Origin of the sequence: Streptomyces aureoversilis (assembly GCF_042657885.1) — a bacterium.
Taxonomy (GTDB): Bacteria; Actinomycetota; Actinomycetes; order Streptomycetales; family Streptomycetaceae; genus Streptomyces; species Streptomyces aureoversilis.
The window spans coordinates 128,773-150,963 of the sequence record NZ_JBHSKJ010000005.1; the positions used below are offsets into that span (position 1 = coordinate 128,773).

General features: G+C 72.2%; 20 protein-coding genes. 9 read left to right on the plus strand and 11 right to left on the minus strand.

Going from position 1 to position 22,191, the window contains the following annotated elements:
* Positions 1 to 46: 46 nt before the first annotated feature.
* Together ACFPP6_RS10610 and ssd are read right to left on the minus strand one after the other, a co-directional pair.
* A complete protein-coding gene (locus tag ACFPP6_RS10610) occupies positions 47 to 1,204 on the minus strand; it encodes a TadA family conjugal transfer-associated ATPase (protein WP_382039483.1) in 1,158 nt (385 codons plus the stop codon).
* A complete protein-coding gene (ssd, locus tag ACFPP6_RS10615) occupies positions 1,201 to 2,313 on the minus strand; it encodes a septum site-determining protein Ssd (protein ID WP_382039486.1) in 1,113 nt (370 codons plus the stop codon). Before ssd ends, ACFPP6_RS10610 begins: the two co-directional genes overlap by 4 nt.
* 455 nt (positions 2,314 to 2,768) lie before the next feature.
* On the opposite strand from ssd, the gene ACFPP6_RS10620 reads away from it, so the two are divergent.
* Positions 2,769 to 3,620, plus strand: coding sequence for an HAD family hydrolase (locus tag ACFPP6_RS10620; RefSeq protein ID WP_382039488.1), 852 nt, complete (start codon positions 2,769 to 2,771; stop codon positions 3,618 to 3,620).
* Positions 3,621 to 3,928: 308 nt separating this feature from the next.
* On the opposite strand, the gene ACFPP6_RS10625 is transcribed toward ACFPP6_RS10620, so the two are convergent.
* Positions 3,929 to 4,750: a Fic family protein gene (locus ACFPP6_RS10625; protein ID WP_382039491.1), complete on the minus strand. Its 822-nt coding sequence runs from the start codon at positions 4,748 to 4,750 to the stop codon at positions 3,929 to 3,931.
* Positions 4,751 to 4,851: 101 nt separating this feature from the next.
* On the opposite strand from ACFPP6_RS10625, the gene ACFPP6_RS10630 reads away from it, so the two are divergent.
* Positions 4,852 to 5,841, plus strand: a complete 990-nt coding sequence (locus ACFPP6_RS10630; RefSeq protein WP_382039493.1) for an ATP-binding protein — start codon at positions 4,852 to 4,854, stop codon at positions 5,839 to 5,841.
* Here ACFPP6_RS10630 and ACFPP6_RS10635 read toward each other — a convergent pair.
* Positions 5,822 to 7,051 carry a polysaccharide deacetylase family protein gene (locus ACFPP6_RS10635; RefSeq protein WP_382039495.1) on the minus strand — a complete coding sequence of 410 codons (1,230 nt, stop codon included), beginning with the start codon at positions 7,049 to 7,051 and terminating at the stop codon, positions 5,822 to 5,824. The two genes, ACFPP6_RS10630 and ACFPP6_RS10635, sit on opposite strands and share 20 nt — an antisense overlap.
* Before the next feature lie 285 nt (positions 7,052 to 7,336).
* On the opposite strand from ACFPP6_RS10635, the gene ACFPP6_RS10640 reads away from it, so the two are divergent.
* The 6 genes from ACFPP6_RS10640 to ACFPP6_RS10665 all read left to right on the plus strand — a co-directional run bounded on the left by ACFPP6_RS10640 (position 7,337) and on the right by ACFPP6_RS10665 (position 15,411).
* Positions 7,337 to 9,703, plus strand: coding sequence for a SulP family inorganic anion transporter (locus ACFPP6_RS10640; protein WP_382039498.1), 2,367 nt, complete (start codon positions 7,337 to 7,339; stop codon positions 9,701 to 9,703).
* Positions 9,704 to 9,874: 171 nt separating this feature from the next.
* Complete coding sequence (acs, locus tag ACFPP6_RS10645) at positions 9,875 to 11,842, plus strand: acetate--CoA ligase (RefSeq protein WP_382039500.1); 1,968 nt, start codon at positions 9,875 to 9,877, stop codon at positions 11,840 to 11,842.
* Positions 11,843 to 12,032: 190 nt separating this feature from the next.
* Positions 12,033 to 13,430 (plus strand): Na+/H+ antiporter NhaA, encoded by a 1,398-nt coding sequence (gene nhaA, locus ACFPP6_RS10650; protein ID WP_382039503.1) that lies wholly within the window; start codon positions 12,033 to 12,035, stop codon positions 13,428 to 13,430.
* 66 nt (positions 13,431 to 13,496) lie between these two features.
* Positions 13,497 to 13,964: a phage holin family protein gene (locus tag ACFPP6_RS10655; protein ID WP_058045547.1), complete on the plus strand. Its 468-nt coding sequence runs from the start codon at positions 13,497 to 13,499 to the stop codon at positions 13,962 to 13,964.
* On the plus strand, positions 13,961 to 14,992 hold the full coding sequence (locus ACFPP6_RS10660) for an alpha/beta fold hydrolase (RefSeq protein WP_382039505.1): 1,032 nt from the start codon (positions 13,961 to 13,963) through the stop codon (positions 14,990 to 14,992). Before ACFPP6_RS10655 ends, ACFPP6_RS10660 begins: the two co-directional genes overlap by 4 nt.
* A 206-nt stretch (positions 14,993 to 15,198) precedes the next feature.
* Entirely contained in the window at positions 15,199 to 15,411 is a 213-nt protein-coding gene (locus tag ACFPP6_RS10665; protein ID WP_168093686.1) for a hypothetical protein, read from the plus strand.
* 147 nt (positions 15,412 to 15,558) lie between these two features.
* On the opposite strand, the gene ACFPP6_RS10670 is transcribed toward ACFPP6_RS10665, so the two are convergent.
* The 3 genes from ACFPP6_RS10670 to nth form a co-directional block, all read right to left on the minus strand.
* Positions 15,559 to 16,758 (minus strand): MarP family serine protease, encoded by a 1,200-nt coding sequence (locus ACFPP6_RS10670; RefSeq protein ID WP_382039510.1) that lies wholly within the window; start codon positions 16,756 to 16,758, stop codon positions 15,559 to 15,561.
* 81 nt (positions 16,759 to 16,839) lie between these two features.
* Complete coding sequence (locus ACFPP6_RS10675; protein ID WP_382039513.1) at positions 16,840 to 17,523, minus strand: NUDIX hydrolase; 684 nt, start codon at positions 17,521 to 17,523, stop codon at positions 16,840 to 16,842.
* Entirely contained in the window at positions 17,520 to 18,443 is a 924-nt protein-coding gene (nth, locus tag ACFPP6_RS10680) for an endonuclease III (protein ID WP_382039516.1), read from the minus strand. Before nth ends, ACFPP6_RS10675 begins: the two co-directional genes overlap by 4 nt.
* A gap of 250 nt (positions 18,444 to 18,693) precedes the next feature.
* On the opposite strand from nth, the gene ACFPP6_RS10685 reads away from it, so the two are divergent.
* Positions 18,694 to 19,368, plus strand: a complete 675-nt coding sequence (locus ACFPP6_RS10685; protein WP_030367278.1) for a Crp/Fnr family transcriptional regulator — start codon at positions 18,694 to 18,696, stop codon at positions 19,366 to 19,368.
* Positions 19,369 to 19,571: 203 nt separating this feature from the next.
* Here the strand turns inward: ACFPP6_RS10685 and ACFPP6_RS10690 are convergent, their stop codons facing one another.
* The 4 genes from ACFPP6_RS10690 to ACFPP6_RS10705 all read right to left on the minus strand — a co-directional run bounded on the left by ACFPP6_RS10690 (position 19,572) and on the right by ACFPP6_RS10705 (position 22,044).
* A complete protein-coding gene (locus tag ACFPP6_RS10690) occupies positions 19,572 to 20,405 on the minus strand; it encodes an MBL fold metallo-hydrolase (protein WP_382039520.1) in 834 nt (277 codons plus the stop codon).
* The gene (locus ACFPP6_RS10695; protein ID WP_382039523.1) at positions 20,402 to 21,292 is read right to left on the minus strand and encodes an NUDIX hydrolase; all 891 of its coding nucleotides are present in this window, start codon (positions 21,290 to 21,292) and stop codon (positions 20,402 to 20,404) included. The genes ACFPP6_RS10690 and ACFPP6_RS10695 overlap by 4 nt, the downstream gene beginning before the upstream one ends.
* 132 nt (positions 21,293 to 21,424) lie before the next feature.
* Complete coding sequence (locus ACFPP6_RS10700; protein ID WP_058045540.1) at positions 21,425 to 21,889, minus strand: RidA family protein; 465 nt, start codon at positions 21,887 to 21,889, stop codon at positions 21,425 to 21,427.
* On the minus strand, positions 21,886 to 22,044 hold the full coding sequence (locus tag ACFPP6_RS10705; RefSeq protein ID WP_086785308.1) for a DUF4177 domain-containing protein: 159 nt from the start codon (positions 22,042 to 22,044) through the stop codon (positions 21,886 to 21,888). Before ACFPP6_RS10705 ends, ACFPP6_RS10700 begins: the two co-directional genes overlap by 4 nt.
* Positions 22,045 to 22,191: the final 147 nt, after the last annotated feature.

Genomic DNA, 22,191 nt, shown 5'->3' on the forward strand with positions numbered 1-22,191 from the left:
GCGGCAACGCCCGCGAGCGTGGCCGGCGGCATCGTCCCGGCGGCCGTCACGGCGTCACTCCGCCCCGCTCGCACAGCTCCGCCAGCCGGGCCCAGCCGCGCGCCTCCTGAAAGCCGGCGGCCCCCCATACGGCGGCGGGCACCGTGGTGACGAACCCGGCGCCGTCCCGCTCGAGCACATGCACCTCGGCGACCCGCCGACGGCCGCTCCGCTCCCGCACCAGGTGGATCACGACCGACAGCCCGGCCGCCAACTGGCTGTGCAACGCGGCACGGTCGAGCCCCGCCGTGGAGCCGAGCGCCTCCAGCCGGGCGGGCACGTCCGCCGCGGCGTTCGCATGCACCGTGCCGCAGCCGCCCTCGTGGCCCGTATTGAGCGCGGCCAGCAGGTCCGTGACCTCCGGTCCGCGGACCTCGCCCACCACCAGCCGGTCCGGCCTCATCCGCAGGGCCTGCCTCACCAGGTCCCGCAAGGTGACCAGACCCATGCCCTCCTGGTTCGCCGGACGGGTCTCCAGCCGGACGACATGCGGGTGGTCCGGGCGCAGTTCGGCCGAATCCTCTGCGAGGACGATCCGCTCGTCCGGCGCCACCAGCCCCAGCAAAGTGGTCAGCAACGTCGTCTTGCCGGAGCCCGTACCACCGCTCACGATGAACGACAGCCGCGCCTCCAGCACCGCCCGCAGCAGCCGCTCCCCGCCCGTCGGCACGGTCCCGGCAGCCGTCAGGTCCGCCAGGGTGAAGGCGCGGGGCCTGACGACACGCAAGGACAGGCACGTCGAGCCGACGGCGATCGGAGGCAGCACCGCATGCAGCCGGGTCCCGTCGGGAAGCCGCGCGTCGACCCAGGGACGGGCGTCGTCCAGCCGGCGGCCCGCGATCGCGGCGAGCCGCTGGGCGAGCCTGCGCACCGCTGCCGCATCCGGGAAGATCACGTCCGCGCGCTCCAGGCCGGCGCCGCGGTCGACCCAGACCTCGTCGGGCGCCGTGACCAGGACATCGGTGACATCGGACTCGGCGAGCAGCCGCTCGAGCGGGCCGGCGCCGATCAGTTCGGAGCGCAGCCGGGCCGCGACGCCGAGGATCTCGGCGTCCCCCAGCAGCCGCCCCTCCTGGCGCAGGGCCTCGGCGACTCTGGCGGGCGTGGGATCGGCTCCGCTCTCGGCCAGCCGCAGCCGTACGGCGTCCAGCAGTCCGGGGCTCATGCCGACGCCCCCTGAGCGGCCTCGAAGCAGGCCCAGAAGTCGGTGCAGAACCGGGCCAGCGGGCCACGCTCGCCGCCCGGCGGTCTGCCTGCCGCGAGCGCGGCCTGCAGGCCCGTCTCCGGCGGGAGGTCGCCTGCGAGGGGCAGGCCGAGGAGGCGGGCGATCTCCTCTCCGTCGAGCCCGGAGGCGCGCGGGCCGCGGACGACCACCCGCAGATCGCCGAGGACGGCGCCGACGGTGGCGGCGACGCGGTGGGCCGCGGCCACGGCCCGCAGCTCGGCAGGCACCACCAACAAGCCCGCGTCCAGCTGCCCGAGGGCTTCGAGGGCCGCTTCGTCCAGCCTGCGCGGCAGGTCGACGACGACCGCGCCGCCACGGCGGCGCGCTGCGGCCAGCACGGCCTTCATCGCATCGGGCGGCACGGCCGTGCACGGGCTCCGGTCCCAGCTGAGCAGGCGCAGCGAGTGGAGCTCGGGCAGGGCCTCCTCCAGGGCGTGACACGCCACCCGGCCCCGGGAGTCGGCGAAGGCCGGCCAGCGCAGCCCCTCGGCCCTCTCACCTCCGAGCAGGACGTCGAGGCCGCCACCCAAGGGGTCGCCGTCGATGAGCATGGTGCGCCGCCCGGCGCCGGCCGCACCGACGGCGAGCGCGCACGCGAGCGTGCTCGCCCCCGCGCCGCCCCGACCGCCGATCACCCCGACGGTGAGGGCGGGCCGCCCGGCCCCCTCGACGGCATCGGCGATCCGCTCCACGAGCCGGCCCTCGCAGCCGGGCAGCAGCGCCACGTCCCGGGCGCCGATCTCCATGGCCAGCCGCCACACCCCGGCGTCGCCGCGGTCCCGGCCGACGAGCAGCACCGCCTCCCCGTGCGCCGCGAGGCGGGAGCCGCGCAGCCGGCGGGCGCAGTCCTCGCCGACCAGGATCAGCGGCGGATCCTGCCCCGCACCTCGGCGCGCCGGTGCCCCGTGCGCCACTTCGGGCACTGCTCCGGCCGCCGCGCACAGGCGCAACAGGTCATCGAGCAGCTCCTCGTCCTCGACGATGATCAGTGGTCCGCGCCGCCTCCTGCCGGCGGCGGGCGGCCAATCGGATGCGCTGGATCCGGCCACGGCGTCCTCCCCGTCTCACTGCGCGCTCTCGCATCCGCGGACATCGCGGAAGAGCGCGGGGGAATCACCGTGCAGGGAACTGGAAAATAATGTGGATCTTGGTCAAAAACTGTGGACAACTCAACCGCTGTGAATATCCCGGTCACCTATACCGGTGACTTCCGGAGAGCAGCTCGCCGATTACGCTGCGTAGCGTGTATGAAGGAGGGGAGGCAGCCGCCGAGCGGGCGGCGCGGGAGGGAGGAATGCCGGATGAGGCTCTGCAAAAAGCATCCGGACATGCGACGACCCCCGCCGGGGGGGAGAGCGGGGGTCGTCCCCACGGCCGACTCGGGGGGGGGAGGAGTCGGACCGGGTTAGACACGGTCGCGAACGATCCGTGACTTCCATGGTGTACCCGAGAGCCTTCTCAGGCAAACCCACACGCCTCAGCTTACGCCGAATGGAGGGCGCCTATGCTCGGCATCGTGGAAAACCACTCGTTGCCCCGGACAGCCGCGTTCTTTGATCTGGACAAGACGGTCATTGCGAAGTCGAGCACGCTCACCTTCAGCAAGTCGTTCTACCAAGGTGGCTTGATCAACCGGCGTGCCGTGCTGCGCACCGCGTACGCACAGTTCGTCTTCCTCGCCGGCGGAGCCGACCACGATCAGATGGAGCGGATGCGCGAGTATCTCTCCGCGCTCTGCAGGGGCTGGAATGTCCAGCAGGTCCGCGAGATCGTCGCCGAGACTCTGCACGAACTCATCGACCCGATCATTTACGACGAAGCCGCCTCCCTCATCGAAGCACACCACACCGCCGGGCGCGACGTGGTGATTGTCAGCACCTCGGGCGCCGAGGTCGTCGAGCCCATCGGTGAACTCCTGGGCGCCGACCGCGTGGTCGCCACCCGCATGGTCGTCGAGAACGGCGCCTTCACCGGCGAAGTGGAGTACTACGCCTACGGCCCCACCAAGGCCGAGGCCGTCAAGGAGCTCGCCGAATCCGAGGGATACGACCTGTCGCGCTGCTACGCCTACAGCGACTCGATCACCGACATCCCCATGCTCGAAACGGTCGGCCACCCTCACGCGGTCAACCCCGACCGGGCGCTGCGCCGCGAAGCCGCGGCACGCGACTGGCCGGTTCTCACCTTCAACCGCCCGGTGCGGCTCAAGCAGCGGGTGCCCGCCCTGTCGATGCCCTCGCGTCCCGCCCTCGTCGCCGCGGCGGCGGTCGGCGCCGCCGCAGCCACGGCGGGTCTCGTCTGGCTGGCCGGCAGGCGCCGCGAACCGGGTGTCCGCATTGCCCAGATTCAGCATTAAATACAAAGATCTGCGGCTCAGCCTTCCACTTCAGCAGCTACAGGAGTAGAAAGGACTTAACGGCCCGCGAGACCAGGGACATCCGGGAGGACGCCCTTCACGCACCACGGCCCCACGGACCGAAGCATGAACGTCGGGCACCCACGCGACGCCGACCCGTCGATTACGGGCCAGCCGCACCAGGTGACGGGCGAAGTTCCCGACCTGATGGGCAAACATCGTGCACGCATGGTAACCCGGCGAACATGCCAGCGGCGGTACCGGAATTGACCGGTACCGCCGCAACCATGTCCGGCGCCTTCCGCCGTTCAGGCGGCCCCGCGCTGGAGCGCCTCGCACACCGCCGTGCTCTCCCGCACGCCGAGCTCGACCGCGCGGCCGCAGTGCGCGATCCAGGCCCCGACGCCCTCCGGCGTCCCGGAGGCATAACCGTCGAGGGCCGTCATGTACGCCTCCGCGCCGAGCTCGGCGTGGCCCACCTCGGCCGGGCAGATCGACTTGGGGTCGAGGCCGCTGCCCACCAGCACGATCCGCTCGGCCGCCCGGGCCACGAGTCCGTTGCACGAACCGAAGGGGCGCAGGGCGAGCAGCTCGCCGTGCACCACGGCCGCCGTCACCAGCGCGGGCGCCTCGGTCCCCGCGAGGAGGAGCCCCGCCAGGCCCTCCAGCCGCCCGGCCACCTCCGACGCGCTGGGCACCGCCAGCCGGACCAGCGGCTCCTCGACCGGCTCACCGGCCAGCCGGGGGCGGCCCACCGTCTCGTCCGGCCGCGTCCCGCCCGCGGCCACCAGGTGCAGCCTGGCCAGCACCCGCAGCGGGGACTGCCGCCACACGCTCAGCAGCTGCCCGGCCTCGGCGGTCAGCCGGAGGGCCGCACCCACGGTCCGCGCCTCGCCTTCGACACCGAAGTCGGTGCGGCGGCGCACCTCTTCGAGCGCCCAGTCGGCGCCGGACAGCGCGGCCGAGCCGCGCGCGCCGCGCAGCGCGGCCTCGGAGGTGATCTCGTTGCTGCGGCGGCGCATCACCCGGTGCCCGTAGGCGCGGTCCACGGCTTTGCGCACGGAGTCCACGGAGTCGGCCACTCCGGGGAGCGAGGCCAGGGCGGCGAGCGGATCGGCAGTCGTACTCATGCGTAAGACAGTACGCACTTCGGGTCTACACCCCTCGAACGAGTGGTCTTCTTCACGCGCAGCTCTCACTCCGTGCACCCTCACACCTACGCTTGGTGAACATGAAGATCGCTTTCGTAGGGAAGGGCGGCAGCGGCAAGACCACGCTGTCCTCGCTGTTCATCCGCCACCTCGCCGCTGACCGCGCCCCCGTCGTCGCCGTGGACGCCGACATCAACCAGCACCTCGGCGCGGCGCTCGGGCTGGACGAGGAGGAGACCTCCGCACTGCCCGCGATGGGCGCTCAGCTGCCCCTGATCAAGAACTATCTGCGCGGCAGCAATCCGCGCATCACCTCCGCCGAGACCATGATCAAAACGACTCCTCCGGGCGAGGGCTCGCGCCTGCTGCGGATCGGTGAGGACAACCCGGTCTACGACGCGTGCGCCCGGCCCGTCGAGCTCGACGGCGGCGCCGTGCGGCTGATGGTGACGGGTCCCTTCACCGAATCCGACCTCGGGGTCGCCTGCTACCACTCCAAGGTCGGGGCGGTCGAGCTGTGCCTGAACCACCTGGTGGACGGCCCCGGCGAGTACGTCGTGGTCGACATGACGGCCGGAAGCGACTCCTTCGCCTCGGGCATGTTCACCCGTTTCGACATGACGTTCCTGGTCGCGGAGCCCACCCGCAAGGGCGTGTCCGTCTACCGGCAGTACAAGGAGTACGCACGCGACTTCGGCGTCTGCCTGAAGGTCGTGGGCAACAAGGTCCAGGGCCCGGACGACGTCGACTTCCTGCGCGAGGAGGTGGGCGAGGACCTGCTGGTGACCTTCGGCCACTCCGACTGGGTGCGGGCGATGGAGAAGGGCCGGCCGCCCCGCTTCGGCCTGCTCGAAGAGCACAACCACCAGGCGCTGCGGACCCTGCGCGAGACGGCGGACGGCTCGTACGAACTGCGGGACTGGCAGCGCTACACCCGCCAGATGGTGCACTTCCACCTGAAGAACGCGGAGAGCTGGGGCAACGCGAAGACGGGCGCCGACCTGGCGGCTCAGGTCGACCCCGCCTTCGTCCTGGACGAGCGCTGGGCGACTAGCCCGCAGCCCGCCTGACGCGCTGGGCGGCGGGGAAGCGCTCCCAGCCGCCCTTGGGCGCCTTGCCCACGTCGAGTTTGCGCAGTTCCGCGAGGAGCCTGCTGTCCTGCGCATCGAGCCAGTCGGCCAGTTGCCTGAAGGACACGCAGCGCACCTCCTCCTTCGTGCAGACGGATTTGATGGTGCTCTCCACCGCCCGCATATAGGTGCCGCCGTTCCAGGACTCGAAGTGGTCGCCGATGAAGAAGGGCGCCCTGTTGCCGCGGTAGGCGCGGCGGAATCCCGAGAGCAGGCCGTCGCGCATCTGCTTGCCCCAGGCGCGGTGGAGGGCACGGTCGCCGCGTGTCGTCCCGGACTGGTTGGCAAGGAAGTTGTAGTCCATCGAGAGGGTCTCGAAGCCCCGCCCGGGGACCGGGATGTCCTGCAGGGGGAAGTCCCAGAGGCCCTCGATCTTGTGCGGCCAGACCTGACGGCCGCCCACGGAGCTCGCGTCGTAGCGGAAGCCCATGGTCCTCGCGGCCTTGATGAGGTTGCGCTGGCCTTCGAGGCACGGGGCGCGGCCGCCGACGAGCTCCTTGGCGTAGTCGAAGGGCAGCGGCTCCTCCTCCTTCAGGCCCGTATTGGTCTTCCAGCGCCGGACGAGGGAGCGCGCCTGCCGGATCTCGCTCCCCCACTCCTTGGGCGACCAGGTGCCGACGCCCCGGTCGGGCCCGCAGAAGTGTCCGTTGAAGTGCGTGCCGATCTCGTTGCCGTCCAGCCACGCGCCGCGGAGCTGTTCGACGGTGTCCTTGACGCCCTTGACGGTGTTGAAGCCGATGTCCGAGGCTCCGGCGCGGTGCCGGGGCGGTTTGTAGACCCGCCGTTTCCCGGCGGGGAGCATGTACACGCCGCTGAGGAAGTACGTCATCGTGGCGTGGTACTTCTGGCCGACGCGGCGGAAGTGCGAGAACAGGTGCTGCCCGTCCTCGCCCGCGCCGTCCCAGGAGAAGACGACGAACTGCGGCGGCCTGTGGCCGGGCTGCAGACGGTCGGGGGCGGGCTGGCCGGGCTGGGGGCCCGTGTCCGCGGTGGAGCCGTCACCGATGAGGCGGACGGGCCGCCGGGCGGCCTCCGGGTCCACTGAGCCGCGCAGCTCCCCGGGCTCCGCATTGCCCGAGCAGCCGGCCGAACCCGTCACCAGGGCGAGGGCCGCGAGAGCGCCCAGCGCCACTTTCCATCCAGCGGCCATCAGCCACCTCTGCCTTCGCTGCTGCCCGGTTCGGCGCTTCAACGTCGCACGTGGGGAGCCAACACGCGGGAATGACAAGCAGATGAAATGACGAATTCACTCGATAGACGGAACCGCGCCTTTATTCGAGCCGTCACACTTTCCTTGTCTCTTTACTCTCCATTACGATTCGTTTACCGAGAGTTGAGTTAACGCCCGCCACCGCAGCCGCTCCCGCCGCTGCGCGCCGTGTCCACGGCCGCGTCTTCACCGCATTCGCGCCGCCCGACGAAGACGGGAACGATCATGCAGCCTCAGCCCCCATCGACACACCGTCCGCCGGCAGCCGAAGGCAGCGGCCCGCAGGCCCCCGACCAGTCCACCTGGCGCCGGGATCTGTCCGCTTCCCTCGTCATCTTCCTCATCGCCGTCCCGCTCTCCCTGGGCATTGCGCTGGCCACCGGCGCCCCGCTCCAGGCCGGGCTGGTGGCGGCGGCGGTCGGCGGCATCGTCGCGGGCCTGCTGGGGGGCGCGCCGCTCCAGGTCAGCGGTGCCGCAACAGGCCTGGTCGTGGTGACCGCCGAGCTGGTCGGGCAGTACGGCTGGCGGGCCACCTGCGCGATCACGGCCCTCGCGGGCCTGACGCAATTCGCCCTCGGCGCCGCCCGGGTGGCTCGCGGTGCACTGGCGGTCAGCCCGGCAATCGTGCACGGCGTGCTCGCGGGCATCGGCGTGACGATCGCGCTCGGCCAGCTCCACGTCGTCCTGGGCGACACCCCGAACAGCTCCGCGCTGGAGAATCTGGCCGCGCTCCCCTCGGAGCTGAGCCATCCGCACCCTCCGGCCCTGCTGGTCGGAGCCGTCACCGCGGCCGTGCTGGTGGCCTGGCCCCGGCTGCCCGGCCGGGCCGGGCAGTGGCTGCGCACGGTCCCCGCCCCCCTCGCCGCCGTGGCCGCCGCCACCGGAGTGAGCACCGGCATGCCCGTGCCCCGCGTCTCCCTCCCCGAGTGGCGGTTGCAGGCGCTGCCCGCCCTGCCGGACGGGCCGGTGCTGGGCATCTTCGCGGCCGTGCTGACGGTGACGCTCGTGGCGAGCATGGAATCCCTGCTGTCCGCCGTGGCCGTGGACCGGCTGCGCGCCGAGCGCGCAGGCATGCAGGAGGGCCCGGCCGACCTCGACCGCGAACTCGCCGGCCAGGGCGCCGCCAACGTCGTCTCCGGGCTCCTGGGCGGCCTGCCGATCGCCGGCGGCGCGATCCGCGGATCGGCGAACGTGGAGGCGGGTGCCGCCTCCCGCAAGTCCACCGTGCTGCACGGGTTGTGGGTGCTGCTCTGCGCAGGCCTGCTCACGACGGTCCTGGAGCTGATCCCGCTGGCGGCCCTGGCCGCTCTGGTCATGGTGGTGGGAGTGAAGATGGTGAGCTTCGCGCACATCAAGCACGTACAGCGGCACCGCGAGTTCCCCATGTACGCGTCCACGCTCGGGGCCGTGGTGCTGTTCGGCGTCCTGCAGGGGGTCGCCGCCGGCATCGTGGTCACGGCGTTCTTCTCCCTGCGGCGGCTCGCCTACACGCGCATCACCGTGGAGCAGGACGGCGCCGCCCACATGGTCCGCGTCAGCGGTCAGTTGACGTTCCTGGCGGTTCCGCGGCTGAGCCGCGCGCTCGCCCAGATCCCGGCGGGAGCCGTAGTGATCGTCGAGCTGGGCGGCTCCTTCATGGACCACACCGCGTACGACACGCTGCAGTCGTGGACCAATGCCCATCGCGCGCGGGGCGGATGGGTCACGCTCAGGGGCCGCGGCGGGCGGCCGATCGCCGAGCCCGTCAGCACGCACGCGTGCCGCCCCTGGACGCCGTGGCGCAATCACCACTGCACCCGGCCCGCCGTTCCGGTGGACGCCCCCGCGCCGGGCGGCGGGCAGCAACTTCTGGGCGGAGTGAGCGCATTCCAGCGCAACACCGCCCCGCTCGTACGGGACGAGCTGGCGCGGCTCGCCCGCGAGGGCCAGTGCCCGACGCAGCTCTTCCTCACCTGCGCCGACTCCCGGCTGGTCACCAGCATGATCACCTCCAGCGGTCCGGGCGACCTCTTCACCGTGCGCAACGTGGGCAATCTGATCCCGCCGCCCGCCACGGACGGCTCCTGCGACTCCGTCGGCGCCGCAGTGGAGTACGCGGTCGAGGTGCTGAAGGTCAGCAGCATCACCGTGTGCGGGCACTCGGGGTGCGGCGCGATGCAGGCGCTGCTCGACTCGGCCGTCCAGGGCACCACGGGCCGGAGTGCCGCGGGCCGCGGCGGCGATGGCATGGCACCCGGCGCCGCGGCCTCCCGCAGTAAAGCCCCTGCCGACCCGCAGACGCCTCTCGTGCGCTGGCTGCGGCACGGCCGTCCGAGCCTGGCCAGAATGCAGCGGATCGGGCGGCTCGGCCGCGGCGAGGTGGCGATGGCGGACCGTCCCGTGGCGGACGCCCTCGAACGGCTCGCGCTCGTCAACGTGATGCAGCAGCTCGACCACCTGATGGCCCACGACTGCGTCGCCCGCCGGGTGGCCGAGGGCTCGCTCCAGCTCCACGGCATGTACTTCCACGTGGGCGAGGCCCAGGCCTACGTACTGGACCCGCCCTCGCGCACCTTCACGGCGGTACGCCCCGAGGTCCTCGACGCCGTCTGATCCCTGCGCCGCCCGGCCCGACCGTCAGGCTTTCTACAGGTCTAAACCAATTTTTACCAACAGCCCTTGTCAGGGCGTGCCCCGGGCTGGTGAGCTATGCCCCGGGACACTACGGGCACCCACCGGGCACAGCACGGTCACCCAACGGGCACCCTGGGAAAGGGAGATGTTGTGAGCAACGAGAGCCTGGCCAACCTCTTGAAGGAGGAGCGCCGCTTCGCACCGCCTGCCGCCCTGGCCGCGAGCGCCAACGTCACCGCGGAGGCGTACGAGCAGGCGAAGGCTGACCGGCTGGGCTTCTGGGCCGCGCAGGCCCGCCGCCTGAGCTGGGAGACCGAGCCGACCGAGACCCTCGACTGGTCGAACCCCCCGTTCGCCAAGTGGTTCGCCGACGGCAAGCTCAACGTCGCGTACAACTGCGTCGACCGCCACGTGGAGAACGGCCTGGGCGACCGCGTCGCGCTGCACTTCGAGGGCGAGCCCGGCGACACCCGCACCATCACCTACGCCGACCTCCAGCGCGAGGTCTCCAAGGCCGCCCACGCCCTCACCGAGCTGGGCGTGAAGGCGGGCGACCGGGTCGCCATCTACCTGCCGATGATCCCCGAGGCCGTCGTCTCGATGCTCGCCTGCGCCCGCATCGGCGCCCCGCACTCGCTGGTCTTCGGCGGCTTCTCCGCCGACGCCCTCGCCACGCGCATCAACGACGCCGACGCCCGCGTCGTCATCACCGCCGACGGCGGCTACCGCCGCGGCAAGCCCTCCGCCCTCAAGCCCGCCGTGGACGAGGCCCTCACGCGCCCCGGCACGGAGAACGTCCGCAGCGTCCTCGTGGTCCGGCGCACCGGCCAGGACGGCATCGGCTGGACCGAGGGCCGTGACGTGTGGTGGCACGACCTCGTCGACCGCCAGCCCGAGCAGCACACGCCGCAGGCGTTCGACGCGGAGCACCCGCTCTTCATCCTCTACACCTCGGGCACCACGGGGAAGCCGAAGGGCATCCTGCACACCACCGGCGGCTATCTCACCCAGGCGTCGTACACCCACCACGCCGTCTTCGACCTCAAGCCCGAGTCGGACGTGTTCTGGTGCACCGCCGACGTCGGCTGGGTCACCGGCCACTCGTACATCGTCTACGGCCCGCTCAGCAACGGCGCCACCGAAGTGCTCTACGAGGGCACGCCCGACAGCCCGCACCAGGGTCGCTGGTGGGAGATCGTCCAGAAGTACGGCGTCACGATCCTCTACACCGCGCCGACCGCGATCCGCGCCGCCATGAAGTGGGGCGACGACATCCCGGCCAAGTTCGACCTGTCCAGCCTGCGCATCCTCGGCTCGGTCGGCGAGCCCATCAACCCCGAGGCCTGGGTCTGGTACCGCAAGCACATCGGCGCCGACCGCACCCCGGTGGTCGACACCTGGTGGCAGACGGAGACCGGCAGCATCATGATCAGCCCGCTGCCCGGCGTCACCGAGACCAAGCCGGGCTCGGCACAGGTCCCGCTCCCCGGCATCGCCGCCACCGTCGTCGACGACGAGGCCCACGAGGTGCCCGACGGCCACGGCGGCTATCTCGTCCTCACCGAGCCGTGGCCCTCGATGCTCCGCACCATCTGGGGCGACGACCAGCGCTACCTCGACACCTACTGGTCCCGCTTCGAGGGCAAGTACTTCGCGGGCGACGGCGCCAAGAAGGACGACGACGGCGACATCTGGCTGCTCGGCCGCGTGGACGACGTCATGCTCGTCTCCGGCCACAACATCTCCACCACCGAGGTCGAATCCGCCCTCGTCTCGCACCCGAAGGTCGCCGAGGCGGCCGTCGTCGGCGCTGCCGACCCGCAGACGACCCAGGCGATCTGCGCCTTCGTCATCCTGCGCGGCGGCGCCGACGCCGGGGAGGAAGGGCTGGTCGAGGAGCTGCGGGCGCACGTCGCCAAGCAGCTCGGCCCGATCGCCAAGCCCAAGCGGATCCTCCCGGTCGCCGAGCTGCCCAAGACCCGCTCGGGCAAGATCATGCGCCGGCTCCTGCGCGACATCGCGGAGAACCGCACCCTGGGCGACGTCACCACCCTGACCGACTCCTCGGTCATGGACCTCATCCAGTCCCAGCTCCCCGCCGCCTCCAGCGAGGACTGACCGGAGGAACAGTGGTCCTCAGGAAGGGCGCCCGGCGGCAGCCGGGCGCCCTTTCGCTCGTTTCGAGTCACTCGTTCCGGTTAAGGTAAGGAGTGGTCGCGTAAAAAATGCGACAAGAATCAGAGGCGCGCCGGGAAGTCTGGTCGGCACACAGCACACGTGTACCCGACGACCCTGGAGGTCCCCCGCCGTGGCCGCGCCCAAGAACCGCCGTTCCGTATTCCTCGGCCGGTTGCCGCTGCCCGAGCGGAACTTCCTCGCCGACGCCCTGCGTACCGAGACCGTGGGCGGCGTGCTCCTGCTCGTCGCCGCCGTCGCCGCGCTGATCTGGGCGAACACCCCGCTGCGCGACAGCTACGAGACCGTGCGCGACTTCCACTTCGGGCCGGGCTCGCTGGGGCTGGACCTCTCCGTCCAGCACTGGGCGGCCGACGGCCTGCTCGCCGTCTTCTTCTTCGTCGCGGGCATCGAGCTCAAGCGCGAGCTGGTCGCCGGCGAGCTGCGCGATCCCAAGGCGGCGGTGCTGCCCGTCGTCGCCGCGATCTGCGGCATGGCCATGCCCGCGATCGTCTATCTCACGGTCGCCGCCGGCGGAAACGGTTCCACGGCCGGCTGGGCGGTGCCCACCGCCACCGACATCGCCTTCGCCCTGGCCGTCCTGGCCGTCATCGGCACGGCGCTGCCCTCGGCGCTGCGCGCGTTCCTGCTCACCCTCGCCGTCGTCGACGACCTGTTCGCGATCCTGATCATCGCGGTCTTCTTCACCTCGGGCCTGAACTTCGCGGCCCTCGGCGGCGCCGTGCTGGGCCTGGCCGTCTTCTGGCTCCTGCTGCGCAAGGGCGTCCGCGGCTGGTACGTCTACGTGCCGCTGGCGGTCGTCAACTGGGCCCTGATGTACAACAGCGGCGTCCACGCGACCATCGCGGGCGTGGCCATGGGCCTGATGCTGCGCTGCCACCGCCACGAGGGCGAGCGGCACTCCCCCGGCGAGCACATCGAGCACCTCGTCCGCCCGCTCTCGGCGGGGCTGGCGGTGCCGCTCTTCGCGCTGTTCTCGGCGGGCGTGGTGGTCTCCGGCGGCGCGCTGTCGGACGTCTTCACCAAGCCCGAGACGCTGGGTGTCGTCCTCGGTCTGGTGGTCGGCAAGGCGGTCGGCGTCTTCGGCGGGACGTGGCTCGCGGCCCGGTTCACCCGGGCCGAGCTCAACCCGGACCTGAAGTGGCCCGACGTGCTGGCCGTCGCCTCGCTCGCGGGCATCGGCTTCACGGTCTCGCTGCTGATCGGCGAGCTGGCCTTCGGCACGGACCCGGTCCTGGCCGACGAGGTCAAGGCGGCCGTGCTCGTCGGGTCGCTGATCGCCGCGGTCGTGGCGAGCGTCCTGCTCAAGCTGCGCGACAACAAGTACAAGAAACTGTGCGCGGACGAGGACCGCGACGACGACCAGGACGGCATCCCCGACATCTACGAACAGGACAACCCGGCCTACCACCTGCGGATGGCGGCGATCCTGGAGGCGAAGGCCGCCGAGCACCGCAGGCTGGCCGAAGTCGCCTCCGGGCACACCACCCGTGACGATGGTCCGGCATGATCTGAGAGTCTTTACATCCGCCGAAAGCCCGCGGATGACGTGGCGACGAAGATGAGGGAGCAGCCGATGAGCGCAGCCGACGACGGTGCGAACGGTGCGAACCGCACTCTCGGCCAGCTGGTGGCTACGGCCACCACCGAGCTGTCCGCGCTGGTGCACGACGAGATCGCACTGGCCAAGGCCGAGCTGCGGCAGGACGTCAAGCGGGTCGGCATCGGCGGTGGCGCGATCGGCGCGGCCGGGACGCTCGCGCTCTTCTCACTGCCCGTGCTCAGCTTCGCGGCCGCGTACGGCATCCACAACCTGGGCCTCGGGCTCGCCTGGTCGTTCCTGATCGTCGGTGGTGCGTTCCTGCTGATCGCGGCGCTGCTCGGGCTGCTGGCGGTGGCCAAGTTCAAGAAGGTGAGCAAGCCCGAGAAGAGCATCGCCTCGGCGAAGCAGACGGCCGCGGTGCTGGGCACCGTCAAACCGCACCCGCGTCCTCTCACCGACACGAGCCCCGCCGACGCATCTGTGACACGCTCGACCGTATGACGGTGCCCGAGACCCCCGCAGCGACCGCGTCGCCCGACCCCGCTTCCCCGGTCTCCCCGGCAGGCCCGGCGGGCCCGGCCCTGCGGGGGCCGGTTCCGACGGGCGTCCCGGGGGGTTCCGCCACCTCGGTCGTACGTCCCGAGGGGCCCTGGGCCCACCGGGACGTCGCGGCGAACGGCGCGCGGTTCCACATCGCCGAGATGGGCGAAGGGCCGCTGGTCCTGCTGCTGCACGGCTTCCCGCAGTTCTGGTGGACGTGGCGCCACCAGCTGCCCGCGCTCGCCGAGGCGGGGTTCCGGGCCGTGGCCATGGACCTGCGCGGGGTGGGCGGCAGCGACCGTACGCCGCGGGGCTACGACCCGGCCAACCTCGCCCTCGACATCACGGGCGTGATCCGCTCCCTGGGCGAGCCGGACGCCGCGCTGGTCGGCCACGACCTCGGCGGCTACCTGGCGTGGACGGCGGCCGTGATGCGGCCCAAGCTGGTCCGCAGGCTCGCGGTCTCCTCCATGCCGCACCCGCGCCGCTGGCGCTCGGCGATGCTCGCCGACCCCAAGCAGAGCTCGGCCGGCAGCCACATCTGGGGCTTCCAGCGGCCGTGGATCCCGGAACGGCGGCTGGTCGCCGACGACGCGGCACTGGTGGGACGCCTGGTGCGGGAGTGGTCGGGACCGGGTCAGCCGGAGGACGAGGCCGTGGACACCTACCGGCGGGCGATGACGATCCCGTCGACGGCGCACTGCTCGATCGAGCCGTACCGCTGGATGGTGCGGTCGATGGCGCGCCCGGACGGCATCCAGTTCAACCGGCGCATGAAGCGGCCCGTACGGGTGCCGACGCTGCATCTGCACGGTTCCCTCGATCCGGTGATGCGTACGCGCAGCGCCGCGGGCTCCGGGGAGTATGTGGAGGCGCCGTACCGCTGGCGGCTGTTCGACGGGCTGGGCCACTTCCCCCACGAGGAGGATCCGGTGGCGTTCTCGACGGAGCTCGTGAACTGGCTCAAGGACCCCGAGCCGGACCGGTAGCGGGCGGCCGGAAGGCCTCCGGCCGGGCCGGTTCCGGGCAGGTTCCGGGCAGGTTCCGGGCAGGTGACAGCCCGCCCGGGCACGTCCCCCGCACCGCACAGCGGTCAGGAACGTCCGTTCTTCGAACGGCCAATTGCCCGGCGCATAGGCCAACTGAGGGACCCCTGGGCGATTACCGACCTTTCGGCCCGGGCACAGAGCACGGTATGGGCTGGACGCACGACTACCGTGACGTGACTCAGGAGCGGGGCGCCGAGGGCGACGCCGCGCTGATCGTGAGCGAGCTGCCGGAGAGGGCCGGAAGGGGTGAGCACCGGCCGTCCGCCGGGCACGATCCGCGCATCGGCATTCCGCGCATCATCCGCCGCCGCGCCCGCTGGGTGTCGGCGCGGCTTCGCCATCACCCGCGCAGCCGCTGACCGCGCAGCCGCCGGCTGCGCAGCCGCTGACCACCCGGCCGGTGCACCTCGCCCGGCCGGTGCGCGTGGGCCCGGGGCGACCCCGGCAAGCAGGTCGCCCCCGGGCAGCACCCGCAGCGAACTCCCCGAAGGCTCCTCAGGAGGGCCTCAGAGGGCGCAGCCCTGGGTGTTGACCCGCTCGGTCGCCCGGCGGCCGCTGGTGGCGTCGCCACGCACCTCGTCCGCCGTGAGGGCGTAGCCGGTCTCGGCGTCGTCGAGGGACTTGGCGAAGACCACGCCGTAGACCCGGCCGTCCGGTGTGAGCAGGGGCCCTCCGGAGTTGCCCTGGCGGACGATCGTGTAGAGCGAGTACACATCGCGGCGGACGTTGCCGCGGCGGTAGATGTCCGGGCCGTTCGCCTGGACGCGGCTGCGGACGCGCGCCGCGCGCACGTCGTAGGAGCCGTTCTCCGGGAAGCCCGCCACGATGGCGCCCTTGCCGCTCTCCGCATCGGCCTCGGCGAAGCGCAGCTCGGGCGCTTCCAGGTCCGGCACGTCCAGCACGGCGATGTCGCGCTTCCAGTCGTAGAGGACGACCTTCGCCTCGTACTGCCGGCCCCGGCCGCCGACCTGCACGGTGGGCTCGTCGACGCCGCCGACGACGTGGGCGTTGGTCATCACCCGCTGCGGGGCGAAGACGAAACCGGTGCCCTCCAGGACCTTGCCGCAGCTGGGCGCGGTGCCGACGACCTTGACGATGCTGCGCTGGGCCGCCGTGGCGACGGGGCTGCCCGCGAGCGCGGGGTCGGGGGCGGGCACGTTGGTGATCGGCTCGGTGGAGAAGGGCGCGAAGACCTGCGGGAAACCGTTCTGCGCGAGGACGGTGCTGAAGTCCGCGAACCAGGTGTTGGCCTGCGGGGGCACCACCCGGGCGACGCCGAGCAGCACCTTGGAGTTGCGGACCTCCTTGCCGAGCGTCGGCAGGGAGGTGCCGGCGAGGGCGGAGCCGATCAGCCAGGCCACCAGCAGCATCGCCAGGACGTTGACGAGCGCGCCGCCCGTGGCGTCCAGGGCGCGGGCCGGGGACCAGGTGATGTGGCGGCGGAGCTTGTTGCCCAGGTGGGTGGTGGCGGCCTGGCCGACGGAGGCGCACACGATGACGATGACGACGGCCGCTATGGCGGCGGCGGTGCCCGGGGTGGCCTCGCCGGTGGCGCTGTCCCAGATGACGGGCAGCAGATAGACCGCCACGAGACCGCCGCCGAGGAACCCGATCACCGACAGCACACCGACCACGAAGCCCTGGCGGTAGCCGACGACGGCGAACCACACGGCGGCGATCAGCAGCACGATGTCCAGCACGTTCACCGGGTATGCCTCGCAATGATGTCGTCTGCGGTGTCGCCGGCCCGGGGGACGGCGGGGGCCGGGATCACCGTCTCATGCCCGTCAGGAACGCCAGTCCAGCGGGACCTGCCGTTCGCGGTCCCAGGGGAGCTCCCATCCGGCGTAGTGCAGGATCCGGTCGATCACGCCTGCGGTGAAGCCCCATACGAGGGCGTCCTCGACCAGGAAGGCCGGGCCGGTGTGACCGCTCGGGTGTATCGCGGTGGCCCTGTTCTCCGGATCGGTCAGATGGGCCACCGGGACGGTGAAGACCCGGGCCGTCTCGGCCTTGTCGACCGGCTTGACCGGGGTCGGCTCGCGCCACCAGCCGAGGACGGGGGTGACGACGAAGCCGCTCACCGGGATGTACAGCTGGGGCAGGACACCGAAGATCTGGACCCCCGAGGGGTCGAGCCCGGTCTCCTCCTCCGCCTCGCGCAGGGCGGCGCGCACCAGCCCGCCGGAGGCCGGGTCGCCGTCCTCCGGGTCGAGGGCGCCGCCGGGGAACGACGGCTGCCCGGCGTGCGAGCGCAGCGTGCCGGCCCGCTCCAGGAGGAGCAGCTCCGGGCCCTTGGGGCCGTCGCCGAAGAGGACGAGCACGGCGGACTGCCGGCCGCCGGTCTCCGGCGGCAGGAAGCGGCTGAGCTGATGGGGCTCGATCGTCTCCGAGGCGCGCGCCACGGGCTCCAGCCACCCGGGCAGCCCCTCGGCGGTGACCGTGGCTCCTCGACCGTACGTGCTCGTCATGCGTCGCCTCCCAGCGGCGGGGCCGGCAGGCCCGGGTAGTCGGGCGGGGGCTTGAGCCGCTGACCGGGCTTGCCGCCCTTCTCGTACTTCAGGAGCTTGCTGGCCTTCTCGGGATCCGTCTCGCCCTCCCCGTACGAGGGGCAGAGCGGAGCGATCGGGCAGGCACCGCAGGCCGGCCGGCGGGAGTGGCAGATGCGGCGGCCGTGGAAGATGACGCGGTGCGAGAGCATGGTCCACTCGCTCTTGGGGAAGAGCGCGCAGATCTCCGCCTCGACCTTCTCGGGGTCGGTGGCGTCGGTCCACTTCCAGCGCCGCACGAGCCGCCCGAAGTGGGTGTCCACGGTGATCCCCGGCCTGCCGAAGGCATTGCCGAGGACGACGTGGGCGGTCTTGCGGCCGACGCCGGGGAGGCTGACGAGGTCCTCTATGCGGCCGGGCACCTCCCCGCCGAAGCGGTCGCGGATGGCGGCGGACAGGCCGATGAGCGACCTGGCCTTGGCGCGGAAGAAGCCCGTGGGCCGGATGAGCTGCTCCAGCGCCTCGGGGTCGGCGGCCGCCATGTCCTCCGGCGTGGGGTAGGCGGCGAAGAGGGCCGGGGTGGTCTGGTTGACGCGCAGGTCCGTCGTCTGGGCGGAGAGGACCGTGGCGACCAGGAGCTCGAAGGGATTCTCGAAGTCGAGCTCGGGGTGGGCGTAGGGGTAGACCTCGGCGAGCTCGCGGTTGATGCGGCGGGCACGGCGGACGAGGGCAGTGCGGGATTCCGGCTTCTTGGCGACCGCCTTCGCCGCAGCCTTGGTGACCGGCTTCGGCGTCTTTGCGGCAGACGTGGAGGATTCCGCAGATTCGGAAGATGCACTTCCGCTTTCCTTTTTGCCCTTGCTTGCGACTTTCGCCGCCCCCGTAGGCGCGCGTTCGCCCACAGCAGAATTACGAGGCGGAGTCACCCTTCCAGCCCCCTTGCCCTGTGCTCTCACCGGCGTATTGGACACCCGGCCAGACTAAGCCCCGCCACTGACATCCGGCCCTCACGCAGGAAAACCACAGCCCAATCGGACCCCTGCCGTAGGGCTTCGGGCGACGATGCGCGACACTTGTGTTTGATCACACAGTTTTACCGACGGGCATCATGGGGACCACGGTCCTCTGTGCATGTCGACAAGGAGAGAACTCGTGGACGACGTTCTGCGGCGCGCCCCGCTTTTCGCGGCGCTCGATGACGAGCAGGCCGCTGAGCTGCGCGCCTCCATGGGCGAGGCCACCCTCGCGAGGGGCGACGCCCTGTTCCACGAAGGGGATCCCGGCGACCGCCTCTACGTGGTGACCGAGGGCAAGGTGAAGCTCCACCGCACCTCCCCCGACGGCCGCGAGAACATGCTGGCCGTCCTGGGCCCCGGTGAGCTCATCGGGGAGCTGTCGCTCTTCGACCCCGGGCCGCGCACCGCCACCGCCACCGCCCTCACCGAGGTCAAGCTGCTCGGCCTCGGCCACGGCGACCTGCAGCCCTGGCTCAACGCCCGCCCGGAGGTGGCCACCGCACTGCTGCGCGCCGTCGCCCGCCGGCTGCGCCGCACCAACGACTCGATGTCGGACCTCGTCTTCTCGGACGTCCCCGGCCGCGTCGCCAAGGCCCTGCTGGACCTGTCGCGCCGCTTCGGCGTGCAGTCCGAGGAAGGCATCCACGTGGTGCACGACCTCACCCAGGAGGAGCTGGCCCAGCTCGTCGGCGCCTCCCGCGAGACGGTCAACAAGGCGCTCGCCGACTTCGCCGGCCGCGGCTGGCTGCGTCTGGAGGCCCGTGCGGTGATCCTCCTCGACGTCGAGCGGCTCGCGAAGCGCTCCCGCTGACGCAAGCCGTGCGGGGCGTGCACGCCGCACGCCCCGGGCGCACGGCATAACGGGAGCGCCCTGCGGCGCGCCCACACGCTCGGAAGGCCCCTGCCGGCGACGGCAGGGGCCTTCGGCATGCCCTGGTCACGAGTCATGCCTCGGTCACGAGTCATGCGCTCGTCATGCGCTCACAGGGCGGCGACGGCCACGCGAAAGGCCGCTCACTGGATCAGCCCGTGCTCCCCCAGGTACTCCAGCTGCGCCCGTACGGACAGCTCCGCGGCCGGCCACAGCGAGCGGTCGACGTCCGCGTAGACGTGGGCGACCACCTCCGCGGCCGAGCGGTAGCCGTTCTCCACGGCGGTCTCCACCTGGGCCAGCCGCTTCGCCCGGTGCACGAGGTAGAAGTCGATGGCACCGCACGCGTCGTCGAGGACCGGGCCGTGCCCGGGAAGGATCGTCCGCACGTCCTCCTCCACGGCGAGCGCGCGCAGCCGGCGCAGGGAGTCGAGGTAGTCGCCGAGCCGGCCCTCGGGGTGGGCTACGACCGTCGTGCCGCGGCCCAGGACCGTGTCGCCGGTGAACAGCGCCCGGTCGGCGGGCAGGTGGAAGCACAGCGAGTCGGCGGTGTGGCCGGGCGTGGAGAGCACGTGCAGCTCCAGGCCCCCGGTGGTGACCACGTCACCGATGCCGAGGCCCTCGCCGCCCAGGCGCAGCGCCGGGTCCAGGGCCCGTACGCGGGTGCCGGTCAGCTCGGCGAAGCGCGCGGCGCCGTCGAAGTGGTCGGGGTGACCGTGGGTCAGCAGGGTGAGGGCGACGCGCTTCCCGGCGGCCTCCGCGGTCGAGATCACGGCCTGCAGGTGGGTGTCGTCCAGCGGCCCGGGATCGATGACGACGGCGAGGTCGGAGTCCGGTTCCGCGACGATCCAGGTGTTGGTGCCGTCGAGCGTCATGGCGGAGGGGTTGGGCGCGAGGACGCAGGTCGCGCGGGCGGTCGCCGGACCGCCGATGGCCCCTGCGCGCGGGCGGCCGGGGAGTTCGGTCGCGGATGTCATCGGTCGGCCTCCGAAGGTCCCGAGGGTTTGCCGGCGACGCGCCGGGTGAATTCGTCGTGTCCGGGCCAGCTCAGCACGATCTCCTCCCCGTCGAGCCGCGCCCGGGCCAGGACGGGGGTGAGATCCCTGTCACGCGCGGCGGTCAGCGCTTCGGCGGCGCTGCCGTACGGGCGCAGCTCGCGCAGCGTGGAGATGGTGGGCGGCATCATCAGCAGCTCGCCGCGGTCGAAGCCGTCGGCCGCGTCGGCGGGGCGGATCCACACCGTACGGTCCGCCTCCGTGGAGGCGTTGCGGGTGCGCTGCCCCTCGGGGAGCGCGGCGACGAAGAACCAGGTGTCGTAGCGGCGCGGTTCGAACTCGGGCGTGATCCAGCGCGCCCAGCCGCCCAGGAGGTCGCTGCGCAGCAGCAGGCCGCGCCGCACGAGGAAGTCGGCGAACGACAGCTCACGGCTGACGAGGGCGGCCCTCTCGGCCTCCCACTCGGGGCCCGTGGTGTCCGCGACGACCGTGCCGGGGGTGGGCCCGGCGAGCAGCACCCCGGCCTCCTCGAAGGTCTCCCGGACCGCGGCGCACACGATGGCCTGGGCCGAGGCGGCGTCGACGCCCAGGCTCCGGGCCCACTGCGCGGGGGCCGGTCCGGCCCAGGGCACGTCCCCCCGCTCGTCGCGCGGGTCCACGGAGCCGCCCGGATACGCGTACGCGCCTCCGGCGAAGGCCATGGAGGCGCGTCTGCGCAGCATGTGGACGGCGGGGCCGTCGGCTCCGTCGCGCAGCAGCAGGACGGTCGCGGCGCGGCGGGGGCTCACGGGGCGGAGCTCCCCGCGCGTGAGCGCTCTGATCCGGTCCGGCCACTCCGGCGGGTACCACTGGCCGTTCGAAGTCGACATGGCCGGATGCTATGCGCTCGCGCGCGGATGTTCGAGGGGACGAGGCCCGTAGCGGACCGGCGCGGCCGGCGCGGCTCCGGACCCGCTCCGGCCGCTACCCGGCTGCCCGCCCGCTCGGGAGCCGGCCCCGGATCAGTCCCGGACCTCGACCACGATCTCGACCTCGACCGGCGCGTCCAGCGGCAGCACCGCGACGCCCACGGCGGAGCGGGCGTGCACGCCCTTCTCGCCGAGCACCTCGCCGAGCAGCTCGCTGGCGCCGTTGAGGACACCCGGCTGGGCGGTGAAGTCGGGGGCGGACGCGACGAAGCCGACGACCTTCACCACGCGCACGATCCGGTCCAGGTCACCGATGACCGACTTGACGGCGGCCAGGGCGTTGAGCGCGCAGGTCGCCGCGAGCTCCTTGGCCTGCTCGGCGCTGACCTCGGCACCGACCTTGCCCGTCACGGGGATGGAGCCCTTGACCATGGGCAGCTGGCCCGCCGTGTACACGTACGCCCCGGACCGCACGGCCGGCTGGTAGGCGGCGATCGGCGGCACGACGTCCGGCAGGGTCAGGCCGAGCTCGGCGAGCCGGCTCTCGACGGCGCTCACGGCTTCGGCCGCTTGAGGTAGGCCACCAGCTGCTCGGGGTTGTTCGGCCCCGGCACGACCTGGACGAGCTCCCAGCCGTCCTCGCCCCAGGTGTCCAGGATCTGCTTGGTCGCGTGCACGAGCAGCGGCACGGTGGCGTATTCCCATTTGGTCATAGGCCGACTGTAATGCCTCGCGCCGACAGCCCCCGCCGGGCCCGTCCACGGGGTCGTCCATGCGGGCGCGGCCGGGCACCGCGCACCCCCACCGTTCGAACAGCCTCATGTCGCCACCTGCCGCCACAAGGCCGTCGCAAAGGAATT